Annotated in this window: 25 protein-coding genes and 1 tRNA gene; 19 read left to right on the forward strand and 7 right to left on the reverse strand. The window is 54.9% G+C overall.

Annotation, left to right across the window (positions count from 1 at the left end; all coding sequences use genetic code 11):
• Positions 1-36 precede the first annotated feature (36 nt).
• Positions 37-258, reverse strand: a complete 222-nt coding sequence (locus ABD76_RS12525; protein WP_006679245.1) for an alpha/beta-type small acid-soluble spore protein — start codon at positions 256-258, stop codon at positions 37-39.
• A gap of 121 nt (positions 259-379) precedes the next feature.
• On the opposite strand from ABD76_RS12525, the gene nrdR reads away from it, so the two are divergent.
• Positions 380-853, forward strand: coding sequence for a transcriptional regulator NrdR (gene nrdR, locus ABD76_RS12530; protein WP_040733970.1), 474 nt, complete (start codon positions 380-382; stop codon positions 851-853).
• A gap of 91 nt (positions 854-944) precedes the next feature.
• Here the strand turns inward: nrdR and ABD76_RS12535 are convergent.
• Together ABD76_RS12535 and ABD76_RS12540 are read right to left on the reverse strand one after the other, a co-directional pair.
• Positions 945-1,019, reverse strand: a tRNA-Ala gene (locus ABD76_RS12535).
• A gap of 55 nt (positions 1,020-1,074) precedes the next feature.
• Positions 1,075-1,329, reverse strand: coding sequence for a hypothetical protein (locus ABD76_RS12540; RefSeq protein WP_006679243.1), 255 nt, complete (start codon positions 1,327-1,329; stop codon positions 1,075-1,077).
• Positions 1,330-1,498: 169 nt separating this feature from the next.
• Between ABD76_RS12540 and ABD76_RS12545 the strand changes: the two genes are divergently transcribed.
• The 15 genes from ABD76_RS12545 to ABD76_RS12615 all read left to right on the forward strand — a co-directional run bounded on the left by ABD76_RS12545 (position 1,499) and on the right by ABD76_RS12615 (position 13,565).
• On the forward strand, positions 1,499-2,401 hold the full coding sequence (locus ABD76_RS12545) for an AraC family transcriptional regulator (protein ID WP_197257306.1): 903 nt from the start codon (positions 1,499-1,501) through the stop codon (positions 2,399-2,401).
• A gap of 136 nt (positions 2,402-2,537) precedes the next feature.
• A complete protein-coding gene (locus ABD76_RS12550) occupies positions 2,538-3,509 on the forward strand; it encodes an N-acetylglucosamine kinase (protein ID WP_197257307.1) in 972 nt (323 codons plus the stop codon).
• Between the two features lie 53 nt (positions 3,510-3,562).
• Positions 3,563-4,870 carry a 6-phospho-beta-glucosidase gene (locus tag ABD76_RS12555; protein ID WP_197257308.1) on the forward strand — a complete coding sequence of 436 codons (1,308 nt, stop codon included), beginning with the start codon at positions 3,563-3,565 and terminating at the stop codon, positions 4,868-4,870.
• A gap of 142 nt (positions 4,871-5,012) precedes the next feature.
• Positions 5,013-5,411, forward strand: a complete 399-nt coding sequence (locus ABD76_RS12560; RefSeq protein ID WP_197257309.1) for a phage holin family protein — start codon at positions 5,013-5,015, stop codon at positions 5,409-5,411.
• Positions 5,412-5,621: 210 nt separating this feature from the next.
• Positions 5,622-5,999 (forward strand): cupredoxin domain-containing protein, encoded by a 378-nt coding sequence (locus ABD76_RS12565; RefSeq protein ID WP_006679238.1) that lies wholly within the window; start codon positions 5,622-5,624, stop codon positions 5,997-5,999.
• A 113-nt stretch (positions 6,000-6,112) separates the two neighbouring features.
• Positions 6,113-6,535, forward strand: a complete 423-nt coding sequence (locus ABD76_RS12570) for a DUF86 domain-containing protein (RefSeq protein ID WP_197257312.1) — start codon at positions 6,113-6,115, stop codon at positions 6,533-6,535.
• A gap of 63 nt (positions 6,536-6,598) precedes the next feature.
• Positions 6,599-7,234: a helix-turn-helix transcriptional regulator gene (locus tag ABD76_RS12575; RefSeq protein ID WP_197257314.1), complete on the forward strand. Its 636-nt coding sequence runs from the start codon at positions 6,599-6,601 to the stop codon at positions 7,232-7,234.
• A gap of 419 nt (positions 7,235-7,653) precedes the next feature.
• Entirely contained in the window at positions 7,654-8,130 is a 477-nt protein-coding gene (locus tag ABD76_RS12580; RefSeq protein WP_197257316.1) for a DUF948 domain-containing protein, read from the forward strand.
• A 1-nt stretch (position 8,131) separates the two neighbouring features.
• Positions 8,132-8,473 carry a YtxH domain-containing protein gene (locus tag ABD76_RS12585; protein ID WP_197257318.1) on the forward strand — a complete coding sequence of 114 codons (342 nt, stop codon included), beginning with the start codon at positions 8,132-8,134 and terminating at the stop codon, positions 8,471-8,473.
• Positions 8,474-8,737: 264 nt separating this feature from the next.
• Positions 8,738-9,547: a glutamate racemase gene (racE, locus tag ABD76_RS12590; RefSeq protein WP_338125110.1), complete on the forward strand. Its 810-nt coding sequence runs from the start codon at positions 8,738-8,740 to the stop codon at positions 9,545-9,547.
• Positions 9,548-9,698: 151 nt separating this feature from the next.
• Positions 9,699-10,913 carry a M14 family metallopeptidase gene (locus tag ABD76_RS12595; protein WP_197257320.1) on the forward strand — a complete coding sequence of 405 codons (1,215 nt, stop codon included), beginning with the start codon at positions 9,699-9,701 and terminating at the stop codon, positions 10,911-10,913.
• A gap of 65 nt (positions 10,914-10,978) precedes the next feature.
• Entirely contained in the window at positions 10,979-11,239 is a 261-nt protein-coding gene (locus ABD76_RS12600) for a hypothetical protein (RefSeq protein ID WP_197257322.1), read from the forward strand.
• A gap of 111 nt (positions 11,240-11,350) precedes the next feature.
• Complete coding sequence (locus tag ABD76_RS12605; protein WP_197257324.1) at positions 11,351-11,575, forward strand: YuzB family protein; 225 nt, start codon at positions 11,351-11,353, stop codon at positions 11,573-11,575.
• A gap of 75 nt (positions 11,576-11,650) precedes the next feature.
• Positions 11,651-11,938, forward strand: coding sequence for a hypothetical protein (locus ABD76_RS12610; protein ID WP_197257326.1), 288 nt, complete (start codon positions 11,651-11,653; stop codon positions 11,936-11,938).
• Between the two features lie 106 nt (positions 11,939-12,044).
• Positions 12,045-13,565, forward strand: a complete 1,521-nt coding sequence (locus tag ABD76_RS12615) for a glycine betaine uptake BCCT transporter (RefSeq protein ID WP_197257328.1) — start codon at positions 12,045-12,047, stop codon at positions 13,563-13,565.
• A 102-nt stretch (positions 13,566-13,667) separates the two neighbouring features.
• On the opposite strand, the gene ABD76_RS12620 is transcribed toward ABD76_RS12615, so the two are convergent.
• The gene (locus tag ABD76_RS12620) at positions 13,668-15,650 is read right to left on the reverse strand and encodes an LTA synthase family protein (RefSeq protein ID WP_197257330.1); all 1,983 of its coding nucleotides are present in this window, start codon (positions 15,648-15,650) and stop codon (positions 13,668-13,670) included.
• A 120-nt stretch (positions 15,651-15,770) separates the two neighbouring features.
• Positions 15,771-16,937 (reverse strand): THUMP domain-containing class I SAM-dependent RNA methyltransferase, encoded by a 1,167-nt coding sequence (locus ABD76_RS12625; protein WP_197257332.1) that lies wholly within the window; start codon positions 16,935-16,937, stop codon positions 15,771-15,773.
• Between the two features lie 82 nt (positions 16,938-17,019).
• On the opposite strand from ABD76_RS12625, the gene ABD76_RS12630 reads away from it, so the two are divergent.
• The 3 genes from ABD76_RS12630 (at position 17,020) to ABD76_RS12640 (ending at position 20,485) form a co-directional block, all read left to right on the forward strand.
• Positions 17,020-17,655, forward strand: a complete 636-nt coding sequence (locus tag ABD76_RS12630) for an O-methyltransferase (protein ID WP_197257333.1) — start codon at positions 17,020-17,022, stop codon at positions 17,653-17,655.
• A 98-nt stretch (positions 17,656-17,753) separates the two neighbouring features.
• On the forward strand, positions 17,754-19,100 hold the full coding sequence (locus ABD76_RS12635) for a sodium-dependent transporter (protein WP_197257336.1): 1,347 nt from the start codon (positions 17,754-17,756) through the stop codon (positions 19,098-19,100).
• Positions 19,101-19,141: 41 nt separating this feature from the next.
• Positions 19,142-20,485, forward strand: a complete 1,344-nt coding sequence (locus tag ABD76_RS12640) for a sodium-dependent transporter (protein ID WP_197257347.1) — start codon at positions 19,142-19,144, stop codon at positions 20,483-20,485.
• A gap of 591 nt (positions 20,486-21,076) precedes the next feature.
• Here the strand turns inward: ABD76_RS12640 and ABD76_RS12645 are convergent.
• Together ABD76_RS12645 and ABD76_RS12650 are read right to left on the reverse strand one after the other, a co-directional pair.
• Complete coding sequence (locus ABD76_RS12645) at positions 21,077-22,009, reverse strand: hypothetical protein (protein ID WP_242069545.1); 933 nt, start codon at positions 22,007-22,009, stop codon at positions 21,077-21,079.
• A 436-nt stretch (positions 22,010-22,445) separates the two neighbouring features.
• On the reverse strand, positions 22,446-23,651 hold the full coding sequence (locus ABD76_RS12650) for an MFS transporter (protein ID WP_197257349.1): 1,206 nt from the start codon (positions 23,649-23,651) through the stop codon (positions 22,446-22,448).
• Positions 23,652-23,714 lie beyond the last annotated feature (63 nt).

Below are 23,714 nucleotides of genomic sequence, written 5' to 3' on the forward strand. Positions count from 1 at the left end.
CGAGGGTTACCGGCTTGCTCCGATGCTCGTAATGCCTTATTTGAATTGTCCTGCTAGTTGTTGCTCCGCGATTTGAACCAGGCGCTTCGTGATGTATCCCCCGATCGAACCGGTGTCGCGGGTTGCCATGTTGCCATAATATCCGTCTTGCGGAATGGCAATGCCCAATTCTTGAGCGATCTCGAACTTCATTTGCTCGAGAGCTGCAGTTGCTTGAGGTACAACCAGGTTGTTGCTGGAACGGTTGTTTTGGGCCATATCTATTCACCTCCTTATGGTTGGTAATTGTATTGTGTGCATTCTCGCTAAGTTCATTACAGGTAACGACTGGTATTTTCGATAACAACCGAGTTGATCGGGAAGAAGGGAGGAACACCATTTGAAATGTCCTTTTTGTGACCATCTTGGAACGAAAGTGCTGGATTCCCGGCCTGCCAATGATAACAAGTCCATCCGGAGGAGAAGGGAATGCGAGCTGTGCAGCCGGCGGTTCACGACCTTTGAAATGGTTGAAGAGACGCCGCTGATTGTCATTAAGAAGGATGGAAGCCGAGAGGAGTTCAGCCGCGACAAGATGCTGCGAGGCCTGATCCGGGCTTGTGAGAAAAGGCCGGTCTCGGTGGAGCGGCTGGAGATGATAGCGTCGGAAGTGGAGAAGCAGCTCCGCAATACGGCTCATGCCGAAGTAGAGAGCCGCATTATCGGCGAGCGGGTGATGGAGCAATTGTATCCGGTCGATGAAGTGGCCTATGTCCGATTTGCTTCCGTATACCGCCAGTTCAAGGATATCAATATGTTTATGAAGGAACTTACCCACTTGCTGTCCAAAAATTCTTTAGGGGAGCATTCATGAAAAACCCGCATCTTAGAACCCTTGCGGGTTCTTTCTTGTAGACATAACAAAAAGAACATCTTCATCCAGATGTTCTCGAGTGTAGCTATGATGGTGGAGCATAGCGGATTCGAACCGCTGACCTCTTCACTGCCAGTGAAGCGTTCTCCCCCTGAACTAATGCCCCGTTACCTGTTACATTGTACCACAGACATGCCTCGATTGCAACAGGATTTATTCAATTATTCGGCGAGCATGTCGGATAAATGAACTTGGCTGTCAATTTGTTCCGCGAAGCGGTTCAGACATGAGCAAATGAAGTCTTTTCTGCATACGGGACAAGGAATGGAGAGCAAGCGGCTGATCGTAATTGCTCCTTTATTGTAGATGACGCGGCATTGAGTGCCATCCTGCAATTTCACTTTGACTTGATACAGGTTGTCTTCATCATTGCGCTCAATTAACGTCTTTTCCTTTACAATCGGTTGGTAGTTCACGGGTAGGTCACCTGCTCCCTTTAGTTTTTTTTGCATTTTACATCTTAATGTCTTTTTATTGCCTTTGTCAATTTATTTGTGTACAGCACGCGAAATGTTTTTCTTTGCGGAACTGGATTTTTTTGCTGTAATAGAGGGAGAACGTTTCCATTGCGGAGGTGAAGCTTGAATGGATCGGAATGTACATACCGAACCCCGGGAAAAGCCGAAGGCCATAATGCCGGATCCGATCATTTGGCCTACGGCGATGCCGTACCTCGTGTCGACGACGGAAGGCGTGAGTCCGGGCTTTCAACGGCTCCATTGGCATCGGGAACTGGAGATTAATTATATCCGGGGCGGAACAGGATTTTATGTGATCAATGGCGTCAAATATCAGCTTCAAGCAGGAGATATTATCCTCATTAATGGACAGGACCTGCATCGCGCCTTCGAGACGGATCATCTGGTCATCGACGTTCATATGTTCGATCCCGGGATGCTGGCCATGGAGATGCGCTATGACCATGATTTGCTCCGCCCGTTCCGGGAACAGGGCGTACAGTTCACCAATCTGCTCAACCGGGACATGCCTGTATATGATGAATTGATTGCGATTCTCCTCAATATGAAGGAGGAGATGGATATGAGGGCTCCGTCTTACGCCTCGGTCATCCGGGCGCAATTGACGCGCTTTCTCGCGCTCGTGAACCGCCACGGCGCTATCTCGGAAGGGGAGCCGGCTCCGGTGAAGCACCGCGGAATTCATGCGCTGAAGGAGCTGATTGTAACGATGGAGCTCAATCTGGCATACCCGTGGACACTGAAGGAATTGGCCGAGCTGACCCATTTGAGTCCGTCCCGGTTCAGCGCCTTGTTCCAGCAGGCCGTCGGTACGTCGCCGCTTGATTATCTTATCCAACTCCGGCTGACCCAAGCGGTTCATTTATTGGAATCGTCGGATGAGAAAATTATTGATATTGCATCAGAATGCGGATTTCGCAATTTATCGAATTTCAACCGTCTGTTCCGGCAGCTATTTGGTGTGTCGCCAAGTGAAATTCGCAACCAGCGAACAAAGAAAAAACAGTAAAATCATATTAGTTTACACGAGATTAGTAGTAGTTAATGGGGGAAATCAAATTGTAAAGTAGGGATATAGCACAAATGATGTATTCGCACATGAAGGTGCGGAGGGGTGCATATGCAGATGAATGGGAGAGAACTCGATGAGCATCTACTTGGGAGTCGACGCAGGAGGGAGCAAGACGCACGCCCTGCTGGTCGATGCGGAGGGGAATGTGCTGGGCACAGGCCTATCCGGCAACGGAAACCATCAGATTGACCGGGACGGGGCTGCCCGCAATATTCGCGCCGCTTGTGAAGCTGCGCTTGCATCGGCCGGATTGAGGCATGAGGATGTAACCTATGCCTACTTCGGGTTGGCCGGGGCCGATCGCGAGCCGGATTACGTCATCCTGCGGCCGATGATTGCGGAGTTGGGCTTCGCCAAGCACGCGATTGCCTGCGACACGATGATCGGCATGCGAGCAGGCACGGATCGTCCATATGGCGGCGTTATTATTAGCGGTACGGGCTTCAACAGCGCCGCTCGCAACCGCCAAGGCGAGGAATTGCAGTATGGAGGCTTTGGCCATCTGTTCGGCGACGGATTCGGCGCAGGATCAAGCCTGGCGGTATTGGCGTTCCGGGCGGTCATTCGAGAGTGGGACGGCCGGGGGGACAAGACGGGACTCACGCCGCTTGTTCTTAAGGAAATGAATTACAGAACCGTGGAGGCTATGTATACCGATGTGCTCGATAATGGCGTGCCCGTGCCGCGGGATCTGGTCAAATGCTTGTTCGAAGCGGCAGCTCAGGGCGATGCCGTCGCGCGGCGCATTTTGGAGGAGGAAGGAACAGAGCTTGGCAATGCGGTCAATGCGCTGATTCGCCGGTTGAATATGACGGATGACGAATTTGATGTCGTCCTTATCGGGAGCGTGTTAATGCGGGGCAAAGGCTCTTTTCTTCAAGATGCGGTCGCCCGGGAAGTGAGCCGGGTGGCGCCCAAGGCCCGTTGCGTCCGGCTGCAATCGGATCCGGTCGTGGGAGCGGTGCTGAGCGCGATGGATGAAGCGGGAGTCATCATCAGCCCGGAGCTGGACGCACGTCTCAAGTCGTTCACTTTTCCCGGATAAGCTTCGATCATAAGTTAAAGCGATTTGCTTTTCAAAATGAAGGAGGTACCCACATGGGACACAACAACGGGTTGAAAATTGCAGTAATTGGCGGGGGCTCTTCGTATACACCGGAGATCGTGGAAGGTTTCATTCGCAACTATGCGCAAATGCCGATCCGCGAATTGTGGCTGGTCGATATCGAACAAGGCAAGCATAAGCTGGATATTGTCGGCAATCTGGCAAAGCGTATGGTCGAGGAATCGGGCTGCCCAATTGATGTCCATCTTACGCTGGACCGGGAGCGCGCGATTGAAGGAGCCGATTTCGTCACGACGCAAATGCGAGTCGGTCTGCTCGAAGCCCGGAAGCGGGACGAGCATATTCCGATTCAGCATGGGGTTATCGGTCAGGAGACGACAGGCCCAGGGGGGATGATGAAGGCGCTGCGAACCATTCCCGTCCTGTTGGAGATCTGCCGTGACATTGAACGGTTGGCGCCCAATGCCTGGATGCTCAACTTCACCAACCCGGCAGGCATCGTGACCGAAGCGGTGGCGAAGCATAGCCGGGTCCGTTCGATCGGATTATGCAACTCGCCGATTCACGTCAAGAAATTCCTTTCTGCGGAATATGGAGTGTCCGAAGCCGAGGTGCTGCCGGAATTCGTCGGGATCAACCATCTTCATTGGGTTACTTCGGCTGCCGTCAAGGGAGAGGAGAAGCTTCCGGAGCTGTTGGCCGGAGGGAAAGCGTATAATGCGAAGAACGTGCCGACAACGGGCTGGGATCCGGAATTCCTGGTCTCCCTGGGAGCGATTCCAACGTATTATTTGAAATATTACTACCAGACAGACGAAATGTTCGAGGAAATGAAGGAATCGCTGGCGAAGAACGGAACTCGCGCCGACGTCGTCAGCCGCGTCGAGACGGAATTGTTCGAGCTGTACAAGGATGAATCCCTCCGGGAGAAGCCGAAGCAGTTGGAGCAACGCGGCGGCGCTTATTATTCGGAAGCCGCAGTCAATCTGATGAACTCCATCTACAATGACAGGCACGATATCCAGACATTGAACGTGCTAAACGGAAACATTTACGATTTCCTGCCGGCAGACGCGAGCATCGAGGTGAATTGCGTCGTCACGAAGCAAGGCCCGATTCCGCTGCCGCCGCGCTGGGTTCCGGAACATATCAAAGGCCTGCTGCATGCGGTGAAGACCTATGAGCAGTTGACGATTGAAGCGGCAGTCACCGGAGATCGAGGAATTGCGCTGCAAGCAATGGTTCATCATCCGCTTGTCCCTTCCGTCCGCGTGGCGAAGGCGCTTCTGAATGAGATGCTGGAAGCGAATCGAGCGTATTTGCCGCAATTTTTCAAATAATAATCACATCTATGCCGATACGGGCCGTGTCTCCTGGCGGAGGGCGGTCCGTATTTTTTTGTCAGGACGGAATCTTGCCGTGGCGGGATGGACAAGACCTTGCATACGATAATGTATCACGCAGCAAGAGGAGGTTGGTCCTATGAGACAGCTTGCTCTGAACAGCTTAAGCGGGCTCTTCGGGGGAATTGTCGCTTTCCTGTTCGGCACCTGGAACCCGTTGTTATCGCTTTTTATCATCGCTATCGCTATTGATTATATCTCCGGCATCGCCGCATCGCTGCGGGAAGGCAAGGGCTTAAGCAGTGAAGTCGGGTTCTGGGGCCTGACCCGCAAAGGGTTGATGCTATTTATCGTCATTTTGGCGCATCATGTGGATACGGTCTTCGGCACCGTGTGGATACGGGAAGGCGCCATCAGCTTTTACCTTGCGAACGAGCTCGTCTCCATCGTGGAAAACTATGGCCGTCTTGGTCTTCCGCTTCCGCCGAAGCTTCGAAAATTCATCGCATCCCTCAAAAATAACGAGGATAAACAATAATTCACGGAAATGTCAAGAGAGCTGAAGCGTTTCCGTCGGATGAAATCTCGAAAATACGGCAAAAATAAAGAAAATACTCTTTTCGTTCATCAATTCGTCACAAAGTTCAAAAATGATTTAGAAAATTTCAAGTTAGGGTTGAGAGATTCAGGAAAGATTTTGTAATATAAAAGGTGACGAATGTAACTGACAAAGGGGCGTATGACTGTTATGCAAAAATGGGCAATGTTCACATTGTTCAGCATCGCGTGCGTATTCGCCATCGGATTGTTGCTCTTCAACATGCCGAAGGCAGAGCAAGAAGAAGCAGCTCCAGAAGGCGTTAAGCTTGTCAAGATCGTAGCGAGCAATGATTTTACGTTCGATCAGGCCGAATATAAGGTCAAGGCTGGGGAAAAGGTCCGCCTGAAGCTGGTGAATGAATCCGGTTTTCACGGTGCTGCCATTGAAGATTTCAAGATTGATTTGAAAGACGGTCAGATGGAAAAGGACTTTGTTTTCGATAAGCCGGGGAAATATTTAATTCACTGTTCAGTCATGTGTGGTACAGGTCATGATGATATGAAATCTTATTTGATCGTGGAATAAGCAAGTTTTTCAGGAAAAGGGGCTGGCGGGCTCCTTTTTTTGTGCTTGCGAATCATGTCCAGCTTCGATATGCTGTCTGTGACAGCGTCTGACAGAGAAGGGAGAGGCTAGCGATGTATTATGTGAAGACCGCACAGATCGAGGAACGCTTGAATATGGTTCCCGAAATCGTGGAAGCCGCGAATGCGATACGAAACGGATGGGATGGAAGCCTGACCGCATCCTATGCACAAGAACGGGCGCTACATATCGCCATAGAGCTGATTACCGATGTAGGCAGTCTGCTGATTGACGGATTTATGATGAGGGATGCCAGCAGCTATGAAGACATCGTAGAGATTTTATCGCAAGAGGGAGCCATACCGGAGCGGCTGCATGACGGCCTGCTCGGCCTCGTTCGGCTTCGCAAACCGCTCGTCCAGGATTACGCTGCCTGGAAGAGAGGGGAACTCCATCCCGCCCTGGCGGAGCTGCCGGAGCTGTTGCCGCCGTTCGCCGAAGGCGTCCGCCAGTTCATTGCCAAAGAAATGATCTAGTCTCGGTCGGCGGGATAAGATACAATGTCGATACGAAGACAACCCAAATAAAGGTGGTTACTATTGAAACAGTCTGATACGAAAACGTCGACCCGCCAACAGATGCTGATGCTGCTCAAAACGAATGGAGCGATGTCGGCCGCCCAATTGGCCGTGGAGCTGGACATGACGGAAATGGGCGTGCGCAGGCATCTGTATTCGCTGGAGGAAGAAGGCCTGCTGGAAACCGAGATGGTGCGCCAGCCGATGGGCCGCCCGCTGCGTACATACCGGCTGTCGACTCAAGGGGATGAACAGTTCCCGAAGCAATACCATCAGCTGATTCTGGACTTGCTGAAGGAGATGGAGGTCTGGCCGGAGGAAGAAGGGATTGGGAAGCTGTTCGAGAGCCGCAAGCAGTCGCTAATCCAGAAGTATGCCCCGCATATGGGCCAATCCAGCCTGGAGGAACGCGTCAAAGCCCTCGGGTCCATTCAGGATCATAACGGATATATGGTCGAGACGGAGCGGGAAGAAGATGGAAGCTGGCTGTTGCATGAGTACAATTGCCCCATTGCGCAGGTGGCCCAGCATTATAAACAGCCTTGTGCTTGCGAACTGGCGCTCTTCCGCGAACTGCTGGACGCGGATGTGATCCGCACCGAATGCATCGCGGAGCAGGGCAAGCGCTGCACATACCGGATACGCAAGCGAACTTAACCGCCGGGAGAGAACTCCCGGGGGTTTTTTATATCCCCGTGCACAGGATGTGGGTGTCCCTGTCCGTCTCTTATGCTTGTTATCCCCGTAGTGCAGGATAAACAGTCTTGCCACATCTATTTGTATCGTTAAATTTGAGGTAAAGCATATCTGAGCGTCGGGGATATTGGTATAAGGCACAAGCAAATCCATCTGAGCGGCTGGGACATTGACCGTAAGGCACAAGCAATGCCATCTGACCAACCGGGATATTGATCGGAAGGCCACGGTTATGATAGTTGCACCGTACGGGGTTCATCACACCCAATCGCAATTAATTTTTACGTGAAAAGTGTGTCAAGACAAGCCCAAACTATCTATACTGTCATTACAACATGGGCATTTGCCTGGGTTGATGCTGGAGATAGGGAGGAGCCGCCATGATTGCATGGAGCATTCTGCTTGCTGCCGTGGCCTGGACGGCACTGTGCGGTGCTGGAATAGCCGTGCTGCTTCGGTTGGGGCGGACGCTGGCTAAGACAGAGGAGTGTGCGTATGAAGCGAAGCGGTTGATTCGACGGTTGTCGGCTCTGTCCAAGAAGGCCGAGCGGACCGTGGAGGCCGCCGAGGAAGTGATCGGCGCGTTGAATGAATGGAGCGGCGCGCTTCGCCAGACCGGCAGGCTGCTGTCGGAGTGGGGGCGGAGGACCGAGCGATGGTTCGGGCGCAAGGAGGAACAGGCGGGCGGCTCACGGGACGAGTCGGACTCCCGTTCCTGTCGGCCCCCCGGCCAATGGCTGAAATGGGCTGCGGCGGGATGGGACGAATGGCAGCGGCGCGCGTCCCGGCACGAATCCCCGCCGGCATCCCGACAACGGCATGAACCCGGAGCAATGCCGACAGGAGGAGAGCAATAGCATGGAAAATGGCAACAAGAAGTTCTGGATCGGAACGCTCGTCGGCGGTGTAGTGGGTTCGGTAGCGGCATTGCTCCTGGCGCCCAAATCGGGCCGCGAGCTGCGCGCCGATATTGCGGAGGGTGCTCAGCAGTTGAATGAAAAGACACAGCAACTGGCGAAGCAGATTGGAGAGCAAAAAGATAATCTCCTGGCAACTGCGCGCGAGAAAGCGGCCGGCATTCAGCAGCACTGGAACCAATGGCGTCAGGCAGACAACGAAGCGGAGCTGACGGTGCTTGACGACACATTGGATGCCGCTTCCGAGGAGACGGAGAAGGAATTGGAAGTTACGCGGAGATAAAGGTTATCCGCCCTTCCATATGTATAACAGCATCCCTGTATCACACCATCCCTGTTCTTCTTGGCACTTGCCAAGAGGGAGCAGGGATGCTTCTTTGCGCGGAGCGTTTCCCCGTAGCTGTTGTCTCTTGCGCTGTGTGAAAATGGTACGATAGCCGACTTGAACCTTGTCTGCATTGCTGTTAAGATCGAGGTACATTTTAGCTTTGCGGTACATATGGTATCACAGGTCAGTCAATCAAGAGACAAAGGAAGCGGTGTATTCGTGCAACAAGCTATAGCAATGCTCGATTCGGGTGTGGGAGGTTTGACGGTTGTCAAAGAAGTCATGCGCCAGCTTCCACAGGAACAAATTATTTATTTCGGCGATACCGCCCGATCGCCTTATGGTCCCCGATCCTCGGATGAAGTGAGATTGTTTACGCGTCAAATCGTGGACTATCTTATCCAATTTCAGCCGAAAATGATCGTAATCGCCTGCAATACCGCGACGGCGGTCGCCTTGGAAGAGATACGCGCTTATGTTCCGGTTCCCGTCGTCGGTGTCATTTATCCGGGAGCCCGGGCCGCGCTATCGGCCACGAAGACGGGCTATATCGGCGTCATCGGCACGGACGGGACGATTCGAAGCGGCGCCTACGAGCAGGCGCTCAGGCGGTTATCTCCTCATGTGGAGGCTGTCAGCCAGGCTTGCCCGACCTTCGCTCCTCTCGTCGAAAAAGGCTTGTTCCAATCCAGTGAAGCCATCGGCGTTGTCCGGGAATCGCTGGAACCATTGCGCTCTTTACCATTAGATACATTAATATTGGGTTGTACGCATTATCCTTTTTTAACCGATGCGATTCAACTGGTCATGGGCCCGGACGTTCAACTTATCAATTCGGCCGAAGAGACCGCAAGGGAAATCAGTACGATTTTGCATGACAAAGGGCAGCTCGCCCATAGTTTGGAAACGCCGGTTCACCAATTTTTTTGCAGCGGAGATCCGGAAATGTTCCAGAAGATTGCCCGCGCCTGGCTGGGCGAACAAATATGCGCCGTGCCCGTCGTGTGGCGAATGTCCCAGATTTTATAGCTATTATACGTATAGTTTATGCCAAAGAGCATGCCTTTCGCGTTTGTCGCGGAGAGCATGCTTTTTTGGTCTTTTGGAATGCGGCAACTCCAGTCATGTCCGCTTTGTACGGGGCATATGCATCTATGAGGAAGTGAAGGAGGTTCGAACGATGCAGATCCCCTATACCATACAGCCTGGAGATACCTACCTGCGTATTTGCGCCCGGCATGGGATTAATCTGCCTGCGCTCTTGGCATACAATCCGCAGCTTGATCCCGACCAATATGCGCTTCCCGGGTATGTTCTCATGGTACCGGCGCGTCCGTACGATACTTATGCCGTCCAGCCAAATGATACTTTAAGCAGTCTTGCCGCCAGACATGGCGTTCCGGAAGCGCTGATTCGCTCGGTGAATCCAAGCTTGTCGCCGGACCGGCTGGCGGTCGGGCAGAAGGTGTTCATTCCCTATGTGTGCACGAATGAGACACTTCGGAAAAAAGCGGAATACGGCCCTCTCCAACTAATGGAAGATCTTCAGCAATTAAGCCGCCGCTATTCCTGTGTCCAAGTGGAAACGATCGGACACAGCGTCCTCGGCAAGCCGATTTTGGCCGTCAGTATCGGGCGCGGGCCAGTGCCGATTCATGCAAATGGCGGTGTCCATGCGAATGAGTGGATAACTTCGGCTTTGCTTATGCAGTTCATCGAAGATTACGCACGGTCTTGCGAGAGCGGAAAGCCATGGCTCGGCTGGGATGCGCGTTCCGCTTACGAGCGAACGGCCTTGAAAATCGTGCCTATGGTGAATCCGGACGGCGTCGAATTGGTGCAGGAAGGCATCTCGCCTCGACATCCGTTCTATTCCCCGGTCATGGGATGGAATCAGGGCTCGCGGCGCTTTCAACGGTGGAAAGCGAACATCCGCGGCGTGGACCTGAATGATCAGTTCCCGGCCCACTGGGAGGAAGAACGGGCGCGGCGCGGAATGCGTTCCCCGGGGCCGCTCAATTACGGCGGGGAGCATCCGTTGTCCGAGCCCGAGGCCGCTGCGCTCGCTTCCTATACGGAACGGAATTCGTTCGAGCTGGCCCTGTCTTTCCATACGCAAGGACAGGAGATTTATTGGAACTACCGTGATTATGAGCCGCCGGAAGCGCTCACATGGGCGGAACGGTTCCAAGCGGTCAGCGGTTACCGGGCCGTCAAGCTGTCGGGCAGTGACGCCGGATACAAGGATTGGTTCATTCAGCGATTCCGGAAGCCCGGCTTCACGGTCGAGGTCGGCCTTGGCGCCAGCCCGCTGCCATTGCATGACTTTGACGGAATGTATAAGGAAGTGTCGGCGATTTTGCGGGAAGCATTGAACGGGCAAGTCGAGGAATAGACTGTCTCGGGAGGGCCGTATGACGCGGGCCGGATGGCGCACACTAGAGGCAAGGGGGTGTGCGGATGGGCCGCAATCATATGTCTGCCAAGGCCGGAAGCAAGCATCCTGTCCGCCGGATCATCCGGCTGTTCCGAGCGGCGCCGCGGCTGTTGTTCTCGCCCCGGGTACCGCTGAAGGAGAAAGGGATTTTTGCCGGACTGGTCCTGTTGTATTGGGTAATGCCCGATTTCATGCCATTTATGCCGATCGACGATATCCTGTTCACGATGATTTTGATGCCATGGTTCTCCAAACGGGTCATGAAATACGATCCCGTCCGTTAGAAGTTGTGGCCATACCGGTTGCTTCTGCTGGGCCATTCCCTTACAATAACTATAGCAACATTGGACTTTCTTTTACATCATGATGAAGGGATTAAGATGGAGTGAGCAATCATGGCTAATGATATACGTATATGTGATAAATGCCGCCATATCAGCATGAAGTCGTTCCTGCCGAAGGTGAAGAAGCTGGATCCCGAGGCGGAAATTAAAATAGGCTGCAAGTCGTACTGCGGCCATTGCCTGAAGCGGGTATTTATTTATATTAACGGAAGATATGTAACGGCGCCGACGGAGGACGAGGCGATCGAAAAGGCAAAGGCGTTCCTCAAGCACTAGGTTTCGGTATAGAAAATGCTGTCGAGCACATCCTAACGTTGCTTATGAATAACACAGACGAAGGAGGCTTACAGCATGCCGAACAAGTATGACTCCAGCCTGCAGTCGCAGAATCCGATCTCCCAGGCCCAAAATGCGGTCAAGACGGCCCGCAATGCGGTATCCCAGGCGATGTCTCATCCGTCGGAGCAGTCCGTCGAACAAGCCGAGCAATCGCTGCAGCATGCCGAACGGGCGGTCGAGCAGGCCGGACTGAGCTTGAACCAGCAGCCGGTGGAGCTGGCCGAAGCGATGCTCGAGGAGCAGCAGGACCGGTTAAGCTCTCTTCTCACCAGCGAGCAATGGGAAAATCGTGAAGAATGAAGTTCGCTCTTTATCATGAAAATAATGCCGGAATCCCAGACACCCGTCTGGGATTTTTTTGCGCATACTACATGCTATCAAGAGCAACAACCAAGGGGGTGGAGGTATGGTATTTGGAATATCGGTCGTGATCATCCTGGCCTTTGTCCTCTGGGGCTTGCTGTCCCCCGGCAGCATGGCGCAGCAATCCGAGGCGGCGCTCACCTTCACGACGGAGCGGTTCGGCTGGTTCTATCTGATCACGGCCTTGATCGTGCTTTTGTTCTGCTTCGTGCTTGCCTTCGGAAAGCATGGACATATCCGGCTCGGCCAGGACGACGATGAGCCGGAATATTCGAATCTGTCCTGGTTCGCCATGCTGTTCAGCGCAGGCATGGGCATTGGTCTCGTCTTCTGGGGTGTGGCCGAGCCGCTCAGCCATTACCTGAATCCGCCCACTGCGGCTGGAATGACACCGGATGCGGCACGCGAAGCGATGCGTTACTCCTTTTTCCATTGGGGACTTCATCCATGGGGGATTTATTCGCTCGTGTCGCTCGCTCTGGCTTATTTCACCTTCCGCCAAGAGCATAAGGGATTGATAAGCCGGACGTTCTACCCGTTGCTTGGAGAACGCGTGGACGGATCCATCGGCAAAGTAATTGACATTTTAGCCATTATCGCCACTACCTTCGGTGTCGCGACGTCGCTTGGGCTCGGTGTTATGCAGATTAACGGCGGGTTGCGGCATACGTTCGGAATCCCGTCGAACATCACCGTTCAAATCATCATTATTATTGTGGTCACGGTATTATTCCTGACGTCGGCCATTACCGGCCTGGACAAGGGGATACGAATATTGAGCAATACGAATCTGCTTATTGCGCTCGGCCTCCTGGTCTTCACGCTGCTGCTCGGACCGACAACCTTCATCATCGATACGTTCACGACGACGTTGGGCGGCTACTTGCAAAATATTATCCAGATGAGTCTTCGGCTGTCGCCGTTCACCGGAAATTCCTGGATTGCAAAATGGACCTTGTTTTATTGGGCCTGGTGGATCGCATGGGCGCCGTTCGTCGGTTCGTTCATCGCGCGCGTATCCCGGGGACGGACGATCAAGGAGTTCATTCTCGGGACATTGCTCCTGCCAAGCGGCTTCAGCTTCGTCTGGTTTTCCGTATTCGGGGCAACGGGCCTTCACTTGGAAATGTTCGAGGGCTTAAAGCTCGCCCAGGCCGTGCAGCAGGATATTACATCCGCCTTGTTCGTGACGCTCGACGCTCTGCCGGCCGGCTATGTGCTCGGAGTACTGGCCACGCTGCTCATCGTGACGTTCTTCATTACATCGGCCGATTCCGCCACCTTCGTGCTCGGCATGATGTCCTCTGACGGCAATCCGAATCCGAGCATTCCAATCAAGCTCACCTGGGGAATCTTTCAGTCGCTGATCGCAATCGTTCTTCTCCTGAGCGGGGGGCTGGACGCCCTTCAGACCGCTTCCATCCTGACGGCGCTGCCGTTCGCGGTCGTCCTGCTCGGCATGTGCGCGTCTCTTGCCAAGGCGCTGCGCCGGGAAGAGCGGGAGCGGCGCCGGAAGGAGAAAAAGCGGCGCCGAAAGCTGGACGAGCTCCTGCAGGAGCGGTAGGTCAGGAGAAGGAGATCGGCGGGGCAGGTGCGGCAGACGCAGGATGCAGGCGCCTGTGAGAGGCGAAGACAGCCGCTGTCAACGGGGACAGCGGCTGTCTTGTCACGGTTCCGCAGGAGAGGATTGGCGGAACCGCTTGATCAGATTATGCGTAATCACGTGGTCCGAGACGGTCAAGCGGCGCTTCGCTTCGGCCTCGTACGGCTGGCAACGGGCGACATCCGTCTTCTCTCGCGACGCGTAATCGAAGCAGGTGCCGTGCTCGAACAGTCCGTCGGCGGAAGGGACATAGAAAATGCTCCCGTCCGTGTACGAGCCGTTCCGCAGCACGACGAGCCGCTGATCCGGCAGCAGCAGATTATGGCCCATCATATAGGAATCGGCCGTATCGATTCCGAGCCAGTGAAGAAGAGTCGGGGCGACATCCAATTGGCCCGCGACCGTATCATACGTCCCGGTCTGGGCCCCGTCGGGGAGATGGATGAAGAGCGGGACCTGATTCTTCATCTCCAGCATATCAAGCTTGCTGACGGGATGGCCGAGCAGCCAGGAGAGAGGCTCCGTCTCTCCGATCGAGTTGTCATGATCTCCGTAAAATACCCAGATCGTCTTGTCCCACAGCCCGCGCTGCTTCAGATCGGCGATCATCACCCCGACCGCTTCGTCAACGTAATGCATCGACTGCAAATAATCGCCGAACATCGTATCCTTGTACGGGCCGACATCGAGCTTCTGCACCGATTTCGGCAGCTTGTACGGATGATGGCTTGCCAGCGTAATTAAGAAGCTGTAGAACGGCTGCGGCTCGGAAGACATTCGCTCGACCGATTGGCGGAAGAAGGATTTGTCCCCGACCGTCCATCCGACGGGCTCGTCCAGAACATAGTCTTTTTTGCTCATGAAAAAGTCATAGCCCATATTTTGATACATGATATAGCGGTTCCAGAACCCGGCGTCATAAGCATGGAACGCTCCGGTGCGATAACCTTGCGCGCGGAGCATCGCCGGCAGCGTATCGTAGGTCTGGCCCGGGTAGCGGATGAAGATCGAGCCGGACGGCAGCGGATGAAGTCCGGCATTCACCCCGAAATCGGCATCGGAGGTGCGGCCCTGGCCTGTCTGATGGAAGAACCGGGTGAAATAAAGACTCTCCTTGCGAAGCGCGTTCAGGTTCGGCGTAATTTCCTTCCCGTTCACCTTGGCGCCAATGACGAAATTTTCGAACGCCTCGGCCTGCACAATAATGACATTGCTGCCGGCATAGCGCCCGAACGAGGACGACGGGCCCTGACGGTCTGGGCGATGGGCGGCGAACCACGCTTCCGCGTCCATGATCTCGGCTTCCGAGAGAGAAGCCCCTCCCATCATATTTTCCTTCACGTACCGGTACACATCATAGCCGTGAAAGCCGAGCAAACCCGTAATGTTATAGACGGAGGCGCTCCACCAGACCGAGCTGAACAGCCCTTTCGCCCATGTGCTGGTCGCCTGCTTCACCGGCACGGCTACCAATACGGCGCCGACGATGATGGCAAGCAGGCCGGCCGATACCCGCTGCAGCATGCGTCCCCCGTTCCTCCGGCCGGATAACATGGCCCGCTGGTAACGGTATTCCCGGGTCCGAATGCGGACATGTCCGATCGTAAGCGGAATGAGGACGATCCAGTCCAGGAACAGCCGCACATCCTTGCCGTGAATTAGCGATGCGATGCTCTCTCCGAGCGAGCTGACCTGTGCGGCTTGGAGCAGGACGGGAATCGTTATAAAGTCCTGAAAATAGCGGAAATAGATCAAATCGGCAAAAATGAGCAGCGTCAGGGTGAAGTTAAGCAGCAGCAGGAGCAGGGGGCGCCATCGTTCCTTCACCCAGAACGTCCAGCTGCCGGCAATCAGCAGCGATCCCAGGGCGACCAAAAAGTCGTCCCGGTCCATGGCCATATTCGGTATCGCCAGCGTGCGATTGAAATAGATCAGCTTCCCCATCATAGCCGCGAGGAAGAAGACGAAGCTGAGCCACCCGAAGAGGGCGGCCGCCGAACTTTTCCTGCCGGCGGAATCGGGCCGGGCTTGGCGAATTGGATTCATTGCATGTTCCTTCCTTGAATGATAATCGTACCTCCCATCTTATCAGATTTTCATAAAATGTTAAAAATAAAAGAACACCGCCTGCCGTTGTAGGGGCAGATGGTGTTCGGTTGGGCGTGACTAGGATCCGGAAGGCGAAGCCGGCGTCTTGCTGCGCGGCGGAAGCGGACCGAAATATTGATAGAGCTGGCATTCGATATTGCCGTTGAACAGCTTGCGGCGCTTGTCCGCCGGTCGTCCGAAGTAATGCTCGAACTGGCGGCTCGGGCTGATCGCGAAGAACGACCAGGTCGGCAGCGTCTTCGCCATGAAGCCGAGGTCTCTTACCATCCGCTCGACTTCGTCCTTCTCGTTCAATCGTTCGCCATAAGGCGGATTCGTAACGAGACAGCCGTAATCTCCTTGCGGCTTCGCCTTGTTCGCCGGGCAGACGAGGAACTCGATCTCCCGGCCGAAGCCGGCGCTCTTCGCTGCCGCTTCCGCGAGACGAATCGCTTCCGGATCGATGTCCGATCCGGTCAATTGAAGCTCCGTGTCGTCGCGGACGGCGTCGAACGCTTCCTCCCGCGCTTGTTCCCAATCCTGTTCCCCGATGATGCCCCATGCCTCCGCAGAAAAGGAGCGCCGGAGTCCGGGAGCGACATTCCAGCCGATCATGGCGGCTTCGATCAGGAAGGTTCCCGATCCGCAGAACGGATCATACAGGGGACGCTGCGGATTCCAGCGGCTCAGCAGAATGATGGCGGCAGCCATCGTCTCTTTAAGCGGCGCGGCTCCGGTCAACTTGCGGTAGCCGCGCTTATGTAACCCGGGTCCGGTCGTGTCCAGCGTAATCGTCGCCATGTCATTCAGCAGGGAGACCTCGATCCGGTATAGCGGACCGGTCTCTTCGAACCAGTCGGTATGGTACCGCTGCTTCATCCGCTCCACGACCGCCTTTTTCACGATGCCCTGACAGGCGGGAACGCTGGAGAGCTGGGATTTATGAGAACGACCGTCAACCGGAAATTCGCCGTGCATCGGGATCCAATCCGGCCAGGGGATGGCTTTGGTGCCCTCGAACAGCTCCTCGAAGGTACGGGCGCGGAATTCCCCCATCTTGACGAGCACCCGATCCGCGGTCCGGAGCCACAGATTGGCCCGGCACACGTCGACAGGCCCTCCGGAGAACAGCACGCGGCCGTTCTCCACCCGCGTATCCTCGTATCCAAGCAGCTTCAATTCGCGCGCGACGACAGCCTCCAGTCCCATCGGGGCGGTCGCGATTAACGTCCAAGGTCGATTCATTCGATAACAACACTCCGTTCTGCTTCTCTTACTTGTACTTGTATGGCATTCATCATATCATAAAATGCAAGGAGGATGGAAAATGTCGAGTGAAGCAGTAGAATCCTATTTGGAACAATTATATCCGGCAGATCCGGCCGTGGAGCGAATCAAGGAGGCTATCCGGGCTCATGGCATACGGGACATTTCCGTGCCCGAAGGGTACGGGCGCCTGTTGACGATGCTGGCCCGCCTGGCGCATGCGAAGGATGCGCTGGAAATCGGCGCGCTGGGCGGCTACAGCGGTTATTGCATTTTGCGGGGGCTGGAACCGGGAGGCCGCCTTGTCTCGCTCGAGCTGCGTCAAGAGTACGCCGATCTGGCGAAGCGCAATCTTACGGAAGCCGGCTTCGGCGAACAGGTGGAATACCGTGTGGGCGAGGCGCTTCATTCGCTTGCGGAGTTGGAGCGGGAAGGGGCCCGTTATGATCTGTTCTTTATCGACGCGGACAAGGAAAATTACCCGGCCTATCTCGAATACGCGATCCGCCTCGCGAGACCGGGGGCCCTCATCGCGGGAGACAATCTCATGCTCCGCGGCAGAACGCTCAATCCGGACAAGCAGGGTCCGTCCGTGCAGGCGATGCGGGCATTCAATGCCGCGATCGCGCAGGATGAACGATTGCTCAGCACGCTGCTTCCGGCCTATGACGGTCTGGCGCTTGCTATCGTGAAATAATTTCGCCCAGATTCTAAATATAGGGAAGGAGACTCTTTATTCCGTTGCTATGCTATAATGGATGACAGCAATCGAAAAAAAAGGATGGATTAGAACGGATGACACAGCAAGAACAATGGACTTCCAGACTCGGCTTCGTGCTTGCTTCGGCCGGATCGGCCATCGGGCTCGGAGCGATCTGGAAGTTCCCGAATGTCGTCGCTACCAGCGGTGGCGGCGCTTTTTTTCTTGTCTTTATTATCTTTACCTTCGGCATCGGCCTGCCGCTGCTGCTGGCCGAATTCATGATCGGCCGCAATACGGGCAAGGAAGCGGTATCCGCCTACCGTGAATTGGCGCCGGGGAGCAGATGGCATGGCATCGGCTATTTGGGAATGGCGACGTGCTCCTTGCTGCTGTCCTTTTACAGCGTGGTCGGCGGGTGGATTGTGCTCTATTTCCTCAAGGGCCTGACCGGCTCGCTGCTGCAGGATGGACGCAATTACGGGGAACTGTTCGAATCGACCGCCGCAAACCCTTGGGCGGCCGTGCTGGCGCAGGCGCTGTTCATGCTCATCACGATCGTTATCGTGGCCCGGGGAGTGAAGCAGGGCATTGAGAAGGCGAGCCGCATTATGATGCCTGGCTTGTTCATCCTGTTCCTTGTTCTGATCGTGCGGTCGCTCACCCTGCCGGGGATGAGCGAAGGACTCGTCTATTTCCTGAAGCCGGACTTCGGCAAGCTGACGCCGCAAGCGCTGCTGTATGCGCTTGGACAATCTTTCTTCTGTCTGAGTGTGGGCGGCTCCTGCATGGTGACGTACAGCTCCTATCTGAACAAAGGGGAGCCCCTCGGGAAGCCGGCTCTGTCGGTCGTCGGGTTGAACGTGCTGACCTCGTTCATGGCGGGCATCGCGATATTCCCCGCTTTGTTCGCCCTCGGCATGAAGCCGCAGGAAGGCGCCGGGCTGCTCTTCATCACGCTTCCGGCCGTCTTCGAGCAGCTTCCGTTCGGCAGCCTGTTCATCGCGCTGTTCCTGGCGCTTTTCTTATTCGCGACCCTGACATCGGCGTTCTCCCTGTTGGAAATCGTCGTGGCCGCATTCACCCGGGGCAAGGCTGAGCAACGCGCGCGGATGTGCTGGCTGGTCGGCGGCGGTGTTTTCGCCTTGGGCGTTCCGTCGGCCCTCTCCTTTGGCGTGGGCAGCCACCTGCAGTGGCTGGGGCGCAATATATTCGATTGGGCCGACTTTGCGGTGACGAACGTCATGCTTCCGCTTGGCGTCCTGCTGATCTCGCTATTCGTCGGGTTCCGGTATCCGCGGCGGCGCCTGCAGGAGGAATGGAACACGCTCGGCAGCCGCTGGCACAAAGGCTTGGCCGTGTACGTCTTCATGCTTCGCTTCATTTTGCCGGTTATCGTCCTGGTCGTGTTTTTACACGGGATGAACTGGCTGCCGGTATGAGCGGGCAATATTCGTACACAGATTGACAACAGGAGGCAGTAATGACAACTCGAGAGCAGTGGACTTCGAAACTCGGATTTATACTGGCCTCGGCCGGATCGGCGATCGGGCTCGGGGCCATCTGGAAATTCCCCAATGTCGTCGCGACAAGCGGCGGGGGCGCATTTTTTGTTGTTTTTCTGATATTTACGCTGGGCATCGGACTGCCTCTGCTCCTGGCGGAGTTCGCCATCGGGCGCAGCACCGGGCGGGGAGCCGTATCCGCATACCGGGACATTGCGCCGCGATCGAAATGGCACTGGATCGGATACTTGGGAATCGGAACCTGCTTCCTGCTCTTATCCTATTACAGTGTCGTTGGCGGCTGGATTGTGCTCTATGCAGGTCGCGGCATAGTCGGCGGCTTGCTCGCCAACGGCCGCGATTACGATGCGCTGTTCGCGGAGACGGTAGCCAATCCGTGGTACGCAGTAGCGGCGCAATTCGTCTTCATGCTGATTACGATCGCGGTGGTCGCGCGCGGAATAAAGGGGGGGATCGAACGGGCAAGCCGCATCCTGATGCCGGGCTTGTTCATTTTATTCCTCGTGCTTATTATCCGTTCCCTGACTCTTCCCGGGATGGGCGAGGGGCTTCGTTATTTCCTTCAGCCTGATTTCAGCAAACTGACGGGACAAGCTGTGCTGTATGCGTTGGGACAGTCGTTCTTCTGTCTCAGCGTCGGGGTATCCGTCATGGTGACCTACAGCTCCTACCTGAGCCGCCAGGAATCGCTGCTCAAATCATCGGTCTCTGTCGTCGGCCTGAACGTCCTGACCTCGCTGATGGCGGGGCTTGCGATCTTCCCGGCCTTATTTGCGCTGGGCATGAAGCCACAGGAAGGCCCGGGCCTGCTGTTCGGCACTTTGCCCGCCTTGTTTGAACAACTGCCGTTCGGCGGCTTGTTTATCGTGTTATTTTTGGCGCTGTTCCTGTTCGCGGCCTTGACCTCGGCCTTCTCCATGCTGGAGATTCTGGTATCGGGATTTTCCAAAAACGAACAACAGCGTTCCCGGATGAGCTGGCTGTTCGGCATCCTTATCTTCATCGTTGGCATCCCGTCCGCCTTGTCGTTCGGCGTCTGGTCGGATGCGCGTATTTTCGGCCTGTCCCTGTTCGACGCGGCCGACTTCGCCGTGACGAATGTGCTCATGCCCGTCGGTGCGCTGCTTATCGCCTTGTTCGTCGGCTTCCGCTTCCCGCGGCAGCGGCTGTACGAGGAATTCGCGAGCGAAGCGGCTTGGTGGCGCAAAGGCCTGGCCCTCTACATCATACTGCTGCGCTTCGTTATTCCGGTTGTTATCGCCATCGTATTTCTTCATGTGCTTGGCCTGCTGCGGCTGTAGGGACGGGAATGTGAAGATGGCGGGAGCACTATCTCCCGCCGCTTACGGTGGTCAGTAAGCGGAGCGCGGTCCCTTTTATTTGGCAGTCTCCCGCTGCTTCAAGAGGAATGGAGTGGGGGCAGTCATTCCTTATGTGCAAACTCCCATCGACTCAGGCTTGGAGTGGATTGGGGGCAGTCAGACCTTTTGTGTAAACTCCCATTGAATCAGGTGGAGGCTATAGTAGAGTCTGGCACTCCTTATCACCATTCTCCCAACCGCTCAGGGCGAGGAAAAAACTGAGAGATAATCGCTGTTAATCTCCATCTGACGGAATGGGATAGTTGATGCAAAGGACTGTGCCTGCATCCAGACTGACGGAATGGGATAGTGGTGCAAAGGGCCGTGCCTGCATCCGGACTGACGGGATGGGATAGTGAGGCAAAGGACCGTGCACGCATCCAGACTGACGGGATGGGATAGTGAGGCAAAGGACCGTGCACGCATCCAGACTGATGGAATGGGATAATGGTGCAAAGAAGTGCTGAGGCGCTATCGAAGCAGCCCCCCTCCGGTCATTGCCGACCGGAGGGGGGCTGTTGTTGTATACCGCTATAGCTTCAGTTTCTTGGTATTGATGATATACATATTTTTAAGAGGGTATTTTCCGTTAGCGTATTTACGCGCCCCGGATTCGAACAGAACATAGAGGTTGTTTCCCGTTAAGGAGATACCTTCGGACATCGGAGGCATTTTCAAGGAGCCGACCTTCTTGCCCGAGGCTCCGCGCGTGTATACGAGCAGGGTGCTGTCGTTGTTGCGGCCGCAGGACTGGCTGTAGAAAACACGGTTTTTCGTCAGGGCCATCCCTTGCACCCGGTCAGGCGTCGTCCACGTATAAGAGGCCTTCGGATTGGATGGCAGTTGGCCTTTGCCGTTCAGCTTATAGCCTCTCGCCTTGCCCTTCGGCCCCGGTTTGCACATGCCTTTTCCGATGTCTTGGCCATCCATATATTCACCTACCCACAACACCCCATCCGCATAGGAGGCATAGGAGGCTTTATGGCCAAGAGCGAATTTTTTCATGACAACATTGCTGTAATCCTTTTTGCTGGAGATCGTGCTCATGGGAATTTGGTATACGCTTCTGCCGGAGGCTATCCATAAGTATTTGGCGCTGGCGGCGACTCCTCCCACATGTCCCGTATGCTTTTTCTTGGCGCTCTCGTATAAATAGAGGGTCTTTATCCGCTTTTTGGTCTTCGTGTCGGTAATGGAGATGGCGCTTGCTTGACTGCTGGATTTCCCTGAATAATGCGAGACGACGACCCAGTTTTTCCCCGGCACGATCGCCAATCCTTGAGGCACCCATTCATTTTTGGCGTTTAATCCCGGAATGATTGGACCTTTGGTCGCTACTTTGTTGAATTCCGGATAGCTTGGCTTGGCCTGCGTCTCTGCCGGCCCCAATACAGCTGCCGTGCTCCAGGTCAAGATAAAGCACAGCATGATGGCCATGGCACGTGAGGTCCATTTGTTTACCATGTTTTACAATCTCTCCTTTCAGTGGATATATACGCACGAAAGCGGAGATCCAAACAGGAAGAAGTCGCTTGATAGCTTTTTTGAATCGGATTTGAACTGGTGATAAGTAAAAATAAAGAAAAGCCGCCTGCCGTAACGCCCCGACGAGTCGTCGGGTAACGCCGGCTGATTGGCGGCTCTATTCATACTGTAGCGGATGAAATGCTTTTCAGATCAAGCCTTTTTTGCGAAAATTTTATATTCTCATCCAATGGTTGTATTTATTTCGTTACAAGTTGTGACGGTAAGTGGGCGCGGAAGTATGCAGAGGCGTCTTGCTATGGGATATTGCTTCCCCGGTACATCTTACCGGCGGCAGACGGCTGCCCGGCTGCCCGTCTGTCCGCCCAAGATGCGTTTAGCAAGGCGACGAAGCCTGCTGAAGGCATAAAGCCTGTCAATGACTCGTGCTTCTTCTCCCATATAAGGAGTAACGGGCCCATGCCGTGTTCACGAGCAGCAAAATGCCGGAGATGATAAAGATGCCTTGAATGCCGATGAGTCCGGACATCGCTCCGCCAAATACGGGACCGATCATATTGCCGAGCGCGAGCGTGCTCGTATTGAAGCTGTAGGCCCGGCTCTCCATGCCGTCCGGCGTATATTTCCGAATCAGCGCATTGACCGATGGCAGCAGGCCGCCCATAAAGATTCCGAGCAGGAAGCGGACGATAAGCAGCTGCCATACGGTGCCGACGAAGGCCTGCGGAATCAAGGTTAGCGCAGCCCCGATCAGACAGACGGTCAGTATTCGATGGGAGCCATACTTGTCGCTCATTTTCCCGAGTATCGGGGAACAAATCATGTTGGACAGGCCGGTGACCGCACTGACGAGTCCGGCGAGAAACGCCAGATTTTGCGCCGAGCCATGAAGGTCCTGCACATACAGCGGCAGCAGCGACATCGGGCTCAGCATGGCGAATTGAAGCAGGAAGGTTACCGCGAACAGAGACAGAAGCTGCGGAATGCCAGACAACTGTTTGAAGCCGGCGAGAACCGAGATTTGGGGCTCTTCCGCAGCCTTTTCGCGGTCGAACGATTCCTTCACCATGAAAAGCGTCAGCATCGTGGCCAGGAACAATAGCGTTCCGGTAATATAGAAAATCGGCCGGTACCCGACCCAGTCCGCCAACACCCCGCCGATAAGCGGCCCCAGAATCGTGCCGGCGACGACGCCGGACTGCAGTATTCCCATTGCGAAGCCGGTCCGTTCCCGCGGCGTGGTCGACGATACGAGAGCGACTGCGGCCGGGTTGAAGCCGGAGATAGTTCCATTCAGCAAACGAAGCAGCAGCAGATGCACCGGCGTCTGGGCGAAGCCCATTAATATTGTCACGATGGCCATACCTAAGCCGGAACGGATAATCATGACTTTGCGGCCGTACTTATCGGCGAACTTGCCCCAGATCGGCTGAAAAATAAATGAGGTCAAAAAATTCGCCGCAAAAATAAGTCCCGTCCAGATAGCAATTTGATGCGGATCGCTCAAACCGATATCATGCTGCAAATACAGCGCCAAGAACGGCGTAACCATGGTCATCCCCGACATGACCAGAAATGACCCGAACCAGAGAATAATCAGATTCAGTTTCCATTGCTGCATAAGATGCTCACCACTTTCTGTCACGGTCCGTACAATGTTCAGCAACGGGTACTATTATACCAT

Origin of the sequence: Paenibacillus dendritiformis, assembly GCF_015845845.1 — a bacterium.
In the GTDB taxonomy this organism is placed as follows: Bacteria; Bacillota; Bacilli; order Paenibacillales; family Paenibacillaceae; genus Paenibacillus_B; species Paenibacillus_B dendritiformis_C.

Excerpts from the sequence above, each read along its gene's own strand:
- ABD76_RS12610 (WP_197257326.1), top strand. The coding sequence starts at position 11,651 with ATGCCGAACAAGTATGACTCCAGCCTGCAGTCGCAGAATCCGATCTCC.
- ABD76_RS12605 (WP_197257324.1), top strand. The coding sequence starts at position 11,351 with ATGGCTAATGATATACGTATATGTGATAAATGCCGCCATATCAGCATG.
- ABD76_RS12550 (WP_197257307.1), top strand. The coding sequence starts at position 2,538 with ATGAGCATCTACTTGGGAGTCGACGCAGGAGGGAGCAAGACGCACGCC.
- ABD76_RS12585 (WP_197257318.1), top strand. The coding sequence starts at position 8,132 with ATGGAAAATGGCAACAAGAAGTTCTGGATCGGAACGCTCGTCGGCGGT.
- ABD76_RS12570 (WP_197257312.1), top strand. The coding sequence starts at position 6,113 with ATGTATTATGTGAAGACCGCACAGATCGAGGAACGCTTGAATATGGTT.
- ABD76_RS12600 (WP_197257322.1), top strand. The coding sequence starts at position 10,979 with ATGGGCCGCAATCATATGTCTGCCAAGGCCGGAAGCAAGCATCCTGTC.
- ABD76_RS12640 (WP_197257347.1), top strand. The coding sequence starts at position 19,142 with ATGACAACTCGAGAGCAGTGGACTTCGAAACTCGGATTTATACTGGCC.
- ABD76_RS12545 (WP_197257306.1), top strand. The coding sequence starts at position 1,499 with ATGGATCGGAATGTACATACCGAACCCCGGGAAAAGCCGAAGGCCATA.
- ABD76_RS12525 (WP_006679245.1), bottom strand. The coding sequence starts at position 258 with ATGGCCCAAAACAACCGTTCCAGCAACAACCTGGTTGTACCTCAAGCA.
- ABD76_RS12555 (WP_197257308.1), top strand. The coding sequence starts at position 3,563 with ATGGGACACAACAACGGGTTGAAAATTGCAGTAATTGGCGGGGGCTCT.
- ABD76_RS12615 (WP_197257328.1), top strand. The coding sequence starts at position 12,045 with ATGGTATTTGGAATATCGGTCGTGATCATCCTGGCCTTTGTCCTCTGG.
- ABD76_RS12625 (WP_197257332.1), bottom strand. The coding sequence starts at position 16,937 with ATGAATCGACCTTGGACGTTAATCGCGACCGCCCCGATGGGACTGGAG.
- ABD76_RS12560 (WP_197257309.1), top strand. The coding sequence starts at position 5,013 with ATGAGACAGCTTGCTCTGAACAGCTTAAGCGGGCTCTTCGGGGGAATT.
- ABD76_RS12650 (WP_197257349.1), bottom strand. The coding sequence starts at position 23,651 with ATGCAGCAATGGAAACTGAATCTGATTATTCTCTGGTTCGGGTCATTT.
- ABD76_RS12635 (WP_197257336.1), top strand. The coding sequence starts at position 17,754 with ATGACACAGCAAGAACAATGGACTTCCAGACTCGGCTTCGTGCTTGCT.
- ABD76_RS12620 (WP_197257330.1), bottom strand. The coding sequence starts at position 15,650 with ATGAATCCAATTCGCCAAGCCCGGCCCGATTCCGCCGGCAGGAAAAGT.
- ABD76_RS12630 (WP_197257333.1), top strand. The coding sequence starts at position 17,020 with ATGTCGAGTGAAGCAGTAGAATCCTATTTGGAACAATTATATCCGGCA.
- ABD76_RS12565 (WP_006679238.1), top strand. The coding sequence starts at position 5,622 with ATGCAAAAATGGGCAATGTTCACATTGTTCAGCATCGCGTGCGTATTC.
- ABD76_RS12580 (WP_197257316.1), top strand. The coding sequence starts at position 7,654 with ATGATTGCATGGAGCATTCTGCTTGCTGCCGTGGCCTGGACGGCACTG.
- ABD76_RS12645 (WP_242069545.1), bottom strand. The coding sequence starts at position 22,009 with ATGGTAAACAAATGGACCTCACGTGCCATGGCCATCATGCTGTGCTTT.
- ABD76_RS12595 (WP_197257320.1), top strand. The coding sequence starts at position 9,699 with ATGCAGATCCCCTATACCATACAGCCTGGAGATACCTACCTGCGTATT.